General features: G+C 75.6%; 3 protein-coding genes. All 3 read left to right on the forward strand.

From position 1 onward, the window contains the following. The coding region (locus tag AB0G13_RS32505) for an SDR family NAD(P)-dependent oxidoreductase (protein WP_357882834.1) at positions 1-2,766 on the forward strand (2,766 nt) is incomplete at its 5' end. Further along, the gene (locus tag AB0G13_RS32510) at positions 2,763-7,895 is read left to right on the forward strand and encodes a type I polyketide synthase (protein WP_357882837.1); all 5,133 of its coding nucleotides are present in this window, start codon (positions 2,763-2,765) and stop codon (positions 7,893-7,895) included. The genes AB0G13_RS32505 and AB0G13_RS32510, both read left to right, overlap by 4 nt. Positions 7,896-7,927: 32 nt before the next feature. After that, on the forward strand, positions 7,928-9,063 hold a 1,136-nt coding region (locus tag AB0G13_RS32515; protein ID WP_357882840.1), incomplete at its 3' end, for a polyketide synthase.

Genomic DNA, 9,063 nt, shown 5'->3' on the forward strand with positions numbered 1-9,063 from the left:
TGGGTGCGTAATCTGCGTGAGCCGGTGCGGTTCCATGACGCGGTGACCGCGCTGGTCGCGCAGGGCTACGACACGTTCATCGAGGTCAGCGCGCACCCGGTGCTGGTCGGCAGCATTGAGGCGCCGGTGGTCACCGGCACCCTGCGCCGCGATCTGGACGGCTGGGCCGAGTTCCTGCGCAACGCCGGGCTCGTGTGGAGCCACGGCGTGCCGGTCGACTGGGCGAGCCTCTTCCCGCAGCGGCACGTGGTCCCCGACCTGCCGACGTATCCGTTCCAGCACGAGCCGTACTGGCTGGTCGCCGACACGGCCATCGGCAATACCGGTCACGGGTGGCTGGACGCGCGGGTGCCGACCCCGAACGGCCTGGTCGCTTCGGGGTCGATCGGGCTGCGCCGCCTGCCGTGGCTGGCTGATCACAGCGTCTCCGGCACGGTCCTGCTGCCCGGCACGGTGCTGCTGGAGGCGGTACTGACGGCCGCCGGGTGGACGGGCCTGCCGGTGATCGAAGAACTCACCCTGCTGGCGCCGATCGTCGTCACCGACGAGCCGGTCACCGTACAGATCACCGTCGAGGACACGACGGTGACCGTGCGGTGCGAACGCGACGGCCAGTGGACCGACCACGCCACCGGAACGCTGTCCGATGCCGGTCCGCCTGCCCCTGCGGACCTCCTCGTCCGGCCGGGCGCCGCGACGCCGCTCGACGCCGGCGACTTCTACGAAACGCTCAGCGCCCGCGGCTACGACTACGGGCCCGCCTTCCAGGGCCTGCAACGCCTGTGGCAGGACGACGGCGACCACTACGCCGAGATCGGCGGCCTCAACTCCGACGGCTACCTGCTGCACCCGGCCCTGCTCGACGCCGCCCTGCACCCGATCGCCGCCACGAGCGACGAGGTCGCGCTGCCGTTCTCCTTCCACGACGTCGAACTGCACGGCCGGGGAGACGCCACGCAGACCCACCTGACCGCCGACCAGCGCGTCACCGTCGCCTCGGCCGAGGGGACGCCGCTGCTGACCATCGGCCGGATCACGCTGCGGCCCGCGACCCTGCCGGCCACGAACTCCCTGCTGACCCTGCGCTGGCAACCCATCGAGGCCACCACGACCGCGGACAGCGCCCTGACCGTGGTGCGCTGCCCCGAGCCGGGCACCGACGACCCGGCGGTGGCCGTCCGCGAGGTCGTGCTGGCGGTGCACGAGGCGTGCCGGCGGTGGCTGGCGGCCGGGCCCGCCGACAACGAGCGCCTCGTGGTCGTCACCCGGCACGCCGTCGCGGTCGACGACACCGAAGACGTCGACCTGGTGCAGGCGCCGGTCTGGGGACTGCTGCGCTCGGCCCAGGCCGAACACCCCGACCGGATCGTCCTGGTGGACACCGACGCTCCCGAGGCCGACCTCGGCCGCGCGGTCGCGACGGCGGAACCGCAGGTGGCCGTACGCGGAAACGAGTTGTTCGTACCCCGGCTGGCCCGGAACGTGCCGGCCGCGGCAAGCGGCCCTGAGCCCTACCGCCCCGGCACCGTGCTCGTCGTGGGCGGGACCGGCATGGTCGGCGGCGCGGTCGCCCGCCACCTGGTGACCGAGCACGGCGTGCGGCACCTGGTGCTGACCGGACGCTCGGCGGCGGACGGCCCGGCCGCCGACCACCTGCGCGCGCTGGGCGCCGATGTCACCGTGACCGCCTGCGACGTCGCGGACCGGGCCGCCGTCGCCGGCCTCCTCGCCGCGATCCCGGGCGATCGTCCGCTGACCGCCGTGATCCACGCGGCCGCCGTCCTGGCCGACGGCATGTTCGACGCACTCACTGCCGACGACTTCGAGCGGGTGCTCGCGCCCAAGGTCGCCGGCGCGCTGCACCTGCACGAGTTGACCTCGGACCTGGACCTCGACCAGTTCCTGCTCTTCTCGTCGGCGTCGGGCATCCTCGGCGGCGCCGGGCAGGCCGCCTACGCGGCGGCCAACGCGTTCCTCGACGCGCTCGCCCAGCACCGTCGCCGGCACGGCCGGCCGGCCACCTCGCTCGCCTGGGGCTACTGGGCGCGCGCCAGCACCCTCACCCGGCAACTGGCTGACCGGGACCAGGCCCGGATCGCCGGCCACGGCGTGGCGCCGATGGACGACGACGAGGGGCTGGCCCTGTTCGACGCCGCCTGCCGGCTGCGCGAGCCGGTGGTGCTGCCGCTCAAGCTGTCGGCCGGCGACAACCTGTCCTACCTGCTGCGCCGCCTGGCCGAGACCGGCCGGCGGGGCCGCCGGCCGGCACCGCGGGCCCCGCTGCGGATCCGGCTGGCCGGGCTGACCGAGCCCGAGCGGCAGCGGGCGCTGCTGCAGCTGGTGCGCACGACGATCGCGACGGTGCTGCGGCACGGCGCGGCCGGCGGCATCCGGCCCGACGACCCGTTCAAGGACCTCGGCTTCGACTCGCTCACCGCGGTCGACCTGCGGAACCGGCTGGCCGCGGCCACCGGGGTGCGGCTGCCCGCGACGGTCGTGTTCGATCAGCCGACCCCCGCCGCCCTGGCCCGGCACATCGGAGAGCTGCTGGCCACCGAGGCCCGGCCCGGCGGTGAGCACCCCGCTCTCGGCCACGTCACCACCCTGCGGAGCGCGCTGGCGGACAGCCCGCCCGAGGTCAGGTCGATGCTGATCGCGCAGCTCCGGGACCTGATCAACCACGCCGAGCCGGCCCGGCCGGCGGACCTGGACGCGGCCAGCGCGGAGGACATGTTCGAGCTGCTCGATGAGGAGCTGAATCGATGAGCAACGAGGCGAAGCTGCTCGACTACCTGAAGCGGACTACGGCCGAGTTACGCGACACGCGCGCCCACCTGCACGAAGAGCGGGCCCGCCGGCACGAGCCGATCGCCATCACGGCGATGGCCTGCCGCTTCCCGGGAGAGGCCGCGTCGCCCGACGACCTGTGGCGCCTGGTGGTGGAGGGCGTCGACGCCACCACGGACTTCCCGGCCGACCGCGGGTGGGACGTCGAACGGCTCTACCACCCCGAACCCGATCACCCCGGCACCAGCTACACCCGCCGCGGCGGCTTCCTGACCGACGCCGCCCTCTTCGACACCGAGCTGTTCCGGGTCGGCCCGCGCGAGGCGGCGGTCATGGACCCGCAGCAGCGGCTCCTGCTGGAGTGCTCGTGGGAGGCGTTCGAGCGGGCCGGCATCGATCCGCACTCGGTCGCGGGCAGCCCCGTCGGGGTCTTCGCCGGGCTGATGTACAACGACTACACGACCCGGCTTCTCGGCGCCCCCGCCCACGAGGGGCACTTGATCAGCGGCAGCTCCGGCAGTATCGCCTCGGGCCGCATCGCCTACGCGTTCGGGCTGACCGGGCCCGCGATCACCGTCGACACGGCCTGCTCCTCGTCGCTGGTCGCCCTGCACCTGGCCGCGCAGTCACTGCGACGGGGCGAGTGCGACATGGCGCTCGCCGGCGGCGTCACGGTGATGTCGACGCCGGACTGGTTCGTCGAGTTCAGCCGCCAGCGCGGGCTCTCGCCGGACGGTCGGTGCCGGTCGTTCTCGGCCGACTCCGACGGCACGGGCTTCGCCGAGGGCGCCGGCGTGCTCCTGGTCGAGCGGCTGTCGGACGCCGAGCGGCTGGGCCACCCGGTGCTCGCGGTGCTGCGCGGCTCGGCGGTCAACCAGGACGGCGCCTCGAACGGGCTGACCGCACCGAGCAGCCCGGCGCAGCAACGCGTCATCCGCGAGGCGCTGGCGGACGCGGGGCTGGGGCCGGGCGACGTGCAGGCGGTGGAGGCACACGGCACCGGCACCGTGCTCGGCGACCCGATCGAGGCTCAGGCCCTCCTCGCGACCTACGGCGCCGACCGGGCCGACCCGCTGTGGCTGGGCACGGTCAAGTCGAACATCGGCCACAGCCAGGCAGCCGCCGGGGTGGCCGGCGTGATCAAGATGGTGCAGAGCCTGCGGCACCGCGTCCTGCCGCCCACGCTGCACGCGGCCGAACCGTCGGCCAAGGTGGACTGGACGGCGGGGAACGTCCGGCTGCTGACCGAGGCGCGGCCGTGGTCCGGCGCCGGTGGTCCCCGGCGCGCGGCGGTGTCGTCCTTCGGGGTCAGCGGCACCAACGCGCACGTCATCCTGGAGGAGGCGCCGGCGGCCGGCGACGCGACCGCACCGGCGGACCGGCCGGTGACCGCGGTGCCGCTGCTGCTCTCCGGCCAGTCCGAGGCGGCGCTGACCGCGCAAGCCGGGGCGCTGCTGCCGGTGGCCGCGGCGAGCCACCCCGCCGACCTGGCCTTCTCGCTGGCCACCACCCGGGCGCAGCTCGACCACCGGGCGGTCGCCCTGGCCGGGGACACGGCGGAGCTGCAGGCCATCGCGGCCGGCGCTGGCGCCTTGCGCGGGCGGGCGCACCCGCACCCCTCGGTCGCCTTCCTCTTCCCGGGCCAGGGTGCGCAGCGGCCGGGCGCGGGCAAGGAGCTCCACGACGCCTTTCCCGTCTTCGCCGACGCGCTCGACGAGGTCTGCGCGGCGTTGAACCAGCACCTCGACGAGCCGATCGCGTTCTTCGACCTGGACGTGGCGACGCTGGAGCAGACCCAGGTGGCGCAGGCGGCGGTGTTCGCGTACGAGGTGGCCGCCTTCCGGCTCCTGCAGAGCTGGGGCGTCACGCCCGGCCACCTGATCGGGCACTCGGTCGGCGAGTTCGCCGCCGCGCACGTCGCGGGCGTGTTCTCCCTGGCCGACGCCGCCCGGCTGATCGCGGTGCGCGGCCGGCTGATGCAGGCGCTGCCGGCCGGCGGCGCGATGGTCGCCGCCGGGCTCCCGGAGGCCGAGGCGGCGCCACTGCTGCCGCCGGAGGTCAGCATCGCTGCGGTCAACGGGCCGTCCTCGGTCGTGTTCTCCGGTCCGGAGTCGGCAGTGGCCGAGGCCGCCCGCCGGTGCGGCGAGCGGGGCGCGCGCATCAAGCGCCTCGCGGTGTCGCACGCCTTCCACTCCGCGTTGATGGACCCGGCGCTGGCCGGCTTCGCCGCGGCGCTGGCCACAGTGGAGCTGCAAAGACCACGGCTGCCCCTGCTGACCGCCGGGGACCCCACCTCGAAGGAGTACTGGACGCGGCACATCCGGGAGACCGTGCGCTTCGCCGACGGCGTGCAGCGGGCCCTCGCGGAGGGTGCGACCGCCTTCCTCGAGATCGGGCCCAGCGCCGCCGTGACCGCCGCGGCCCAGGAGTGCGTGCGCGAGGGTCGGCCGGTCTTCGCGACCCTCACGCGGGACGGCCGGCCCGAGGAGACCTCCGCCTACCTGGCCGTCGCCGCGCTGCACGTGCACGGCGCCGCGGTCGACTGGCGGGCGGCGCTGGCCCCCGCCGGCGGCCGCCGGATCGAGCTGCCCACCTATCCGTTCCAGCACCGGCGGTTCTGGATCGACACGCCCGCGCCCGCCCGCACCGGCGCCTCCGGCCACCCGCTGCTCGACACGGTCGCCGATCTGCCGGACGACGACGGCCTGCTGCTCACCGGCGTCCTGTCCGGGGCCCGGGACCCGTGGCTGACCGAGCACGAGGTGTTCGGCGTCCGCCTGCTGCCCGGCACCGCGCTGGCCGAGGCGGCGCTGTGGGCCGGGCAGCGGCTCGGCGCCGGCCACCTCGACGAGCTCGTCCTGGAGGCGCCGCTCACCCTGCCTGCCGACACCGGCGTACGCCTGCGGGTCGTGGCCCGCGGCGCCGACGAGGCCGGCCGTCGCCGCATCTCGCTGTTCGCGTCGTTGTCCGATGAGGACGGATGGACCCGGCACGCGCACGGTGTGCTGGGCGCGGATCCGCCGGTGTCACCGCCGGCCGCCGCGCCGTGGCCGCCCGCAGGGGCCGAGCCGGTCGACGTGGAGGCGCTCTACGACCGCCTGGCCGACCTCGGCATCGGCTACGGGACGGCATTCCGCGGCCTCCGGGCGGCCTGGCGCAGCGGCCCGGACGTGTTCGCCGAGGTCGAGTCCGGGGCGGAGGACGCCGGTCGGTACGTGGTGCATCCGGCGCTCTGGGACAGCGCCCTGCACGCGCTGGCGTCGTCCGGCGAGGCCATGCCGGCGCTGCCGTTCGCCTGGCGCGACGTGTCGGTGCACGCCGCCGGGGCCGGCAGCCTGCGGGTGCGGATCGCCCGCACCGGCGCCGACGCGGCCACGCTGCACGCCTGGACGCCGGCGGGCGAGCCGGTGCTCACCGTCGGCCGCTTGGACCTGCGGCCGGCCTCCCCGGCCGATCTGCGGGCCTCCGGCGACGCCCTGTTCGGGGTGGGCTGGATCCCGGCCCCGTCCGCGCCGACGCCGACCGCCGTCACCACCGTGGAACTGCCCGGCGGCACCGGGCCGGAGGAGACGCGGACCGCGGTCGAGGAGGCCCTGCGGCACCTGCAGTCCTGGCACGGCGACCCGCGATCCGACCGCACCACCCTGGTGCTGGTCGTCCGCGCCGGGGACCTGGCCGGCGCCGCGGTGCGCGGTCTGGTCCGCAGCGCCCAGGCCGAACATCCGGGCCGTTTCGTGCTGCTGGAGAGCGACGGACGGGACCTGACCGGGCTCGCGCTGCCGGCCGGCGAGCCGGAGGTCGCGCTGCGGGGCGACCGGGTCCTCGTGCCCCGGCTGGAACGCGCCGCCGCCCCGCCGGGCGACCCGATCGACGTGACCGGCACCGTCCTCGTCACCGGCGGCACCGGCGCGCTGGGTGCCGTGCTCGCCCGTCACCTGGTGACCGCGCACGGCGCCCGGCACCTGCTGCTGCTGAGCCGGGGCGGGAACGCGCCCGAGCTGGTGCGTGAGCTGACCGGGCTGGGCGCTGCGGTGACCGTCGTGGCCTGCGACGTGGCCGACCGCGAGCAACTGGCTGAGGCGCTCCGGGCCGTCCCGGCGGATCGGCCGCTCAGCGCGGTCGTCCACGCCGCGGGCGTCGCCGGGGACGGGCTGGTCGACCGGCTCACCCCCGGCGACCTGGCGACCGCGCTGGCGGCCAAGGCCGTCGGCGCCTGGCATCTGCACGAGCTGACCCGCGACCTGCCGGTGCGCTCGTTCGTGCTGTTCTCCTCGGCCGCCGCCACGCTGGGCAGCCCGGGACAGGGCGCGTACTCGGCCGCGAACGCCTTCCTCGACGGCCTGGCCGAGCACCGCCGCGAGCGGGGGCTGCCGGCCGTCTCGCTGGCCTGGGGCCTGTGGGACCAGCGGGTGGGAATGGCCGCGGGCGTACCGGACAAGGGTCTTCGAGCGCACGTGCTGCCGCTGACCGAGACCGACGGCCTGGCCCTGTTCGACGTGGCCGCCCGCGCGGGCGGTGCGCCGGTCGCGGTGCCGGTGCGGCTCAACCTGGCCGCCCTGAGCCGGGTGCGTGACCTGCCGCCCCTCCTGCGCGGGCTGGTCCGGCCGCGCGCCGCGGCGGCGACCGTGTCGCTGGCCCGCCGGCTGGCCGGCGCCGCCCCGGCCGCGCGGCGCGATCTGGTGCTGGAGTTCGTCCGCGGGCAGGCCGCGGCCGTGCTCGGGCACTCCGCACCGGCCGACATCGACGTCGACCGGGGCTTCGTGGACCTCGGCTTCGACTCGCTGACCGGGATCGAACTGCGCAACCGGCTGGAGGACGGCACCGGGCTGCGACTGCCCGGCACCCTGGTCTTCGACCACCCCACGCCGAGTGCGCTCGCGGATCACGTGCTGGCCGGCCTCACGCCCGGCGCCGCCGAGGACGAGGCCGGGCTGCGGCACCGGATCGCGTCCATTCCGCTCGACCGGCTGCGGGCCGGCGGCCTGCTCGACCGGCTGCTGCGCCTGGCTGCGGAACCGGAAAGCGGAACCGGGCCGGACGCCGGGCCCGCGGCCATCGCCGACATGGACGCCGACGAGCTGGTCCGGCTCGCGCGCCGCCGGCGCTGACCTGCCGAACCGATCGATCGCGGGAGAATGAGATGCCGTCAACGGACGAGCTGGTCGAGGCACTGCGGGCAACCCTGCAGGAGAACGGTGAGCTGCGCGAGGACCTGGACCGGCTGAGCGAACCACTGGCCATCGTCGGGATGGCCTGCCGGCTGCCCGGCGGCATCACCACGCCTGAGCAGCTCTGGCGGCTGCTGATCGACGGCGACGACGCGATCGGCGGCTTCCCGGCCGACCGCGGCTGGAACTTGGACGCGCTGGCCGACCGCATGGCCGGTGTGGCCAACGCCGGCACGCGCGGCGGCGGGTTCCTGCGCGACCCGGCGGACTTCGACGCCGCCTTCTTTGGGATGTCGCCGCGCGAAGCGCTGGCCACCGACCCGCAGCAGCGGCTGCTGCTGGAATGCTCGTGGGAGGCCCTCGAACGCGCGGGCATCGACCCGGCCTCGCTGCGCGGCTCCCGCACCGGCGTGTTCCTCGGCCTGATGTACCACGACTACGGCACCCGCTGGGGATCCGCGGCGCCCGAGGAACTCGCTGGCTACCTGGGCAACGGCAGCGCGGGCAGCGTGGCCTCGGGCCGCGTCTCCTACACGTTTGGCCTGGAGGGTCCCGCCGTGACGGTGGACACCGCCTGCTCCTCGTCGCTGGTGGCGCTGCACCTGGCGGCGCAGGCGATCCGGCTGGGCGAGTGCTCCCTGGCCCTGGTGGCCGGCTCCACGGTGCTGGCCAGCCCGGAGGTGTTCGTCGAGTTCTCCCGGCAGAACGGGCTCGCGCCCGACGGCCGGTGCAAGTCCTTTGCCGGCGCCGCCGACGGCGTCGGCTGGGCCGAGGGCGTCGGGGTCCTGGTGGTGGAGCGGCTGTCCGATGCACGCCGCCACGGCCACCCGGTGTTGGCGGTGGTGCGGGGTTCGGCGGTGAATCAGGATGGCGCGAGCAGCGGTCTGACGGCGCCGAATGGTCCGTCGCAGCAGCGGGTGATCCGGGCGGCGCTCGCCTCGGCGGGCGTGCCGGCGTCGAGCGTGGACGTGGTTGATGCGCACGGGACCGGGACTCGGCTGGGTGATCCGATCGAGGCGCAGGCGTTGCTCGCCGTGTATGGGCAGGGTCGGGAGCGGGCGCTGTTGTTGGGGTCGGTGAAGTCGAACATCGGGCACACGCAGGCCGC

The sequence above is a fragment of the Micromonospora sp. NPDC023633 genome, assembly GCF_040640035.1.
In the GTDB taxonomy this organism is placed as follows: Bacteria; Actinomycetota; Actinomycetes; order Mycobacteriales; family Micromonosporaceae; genus Micromonospora.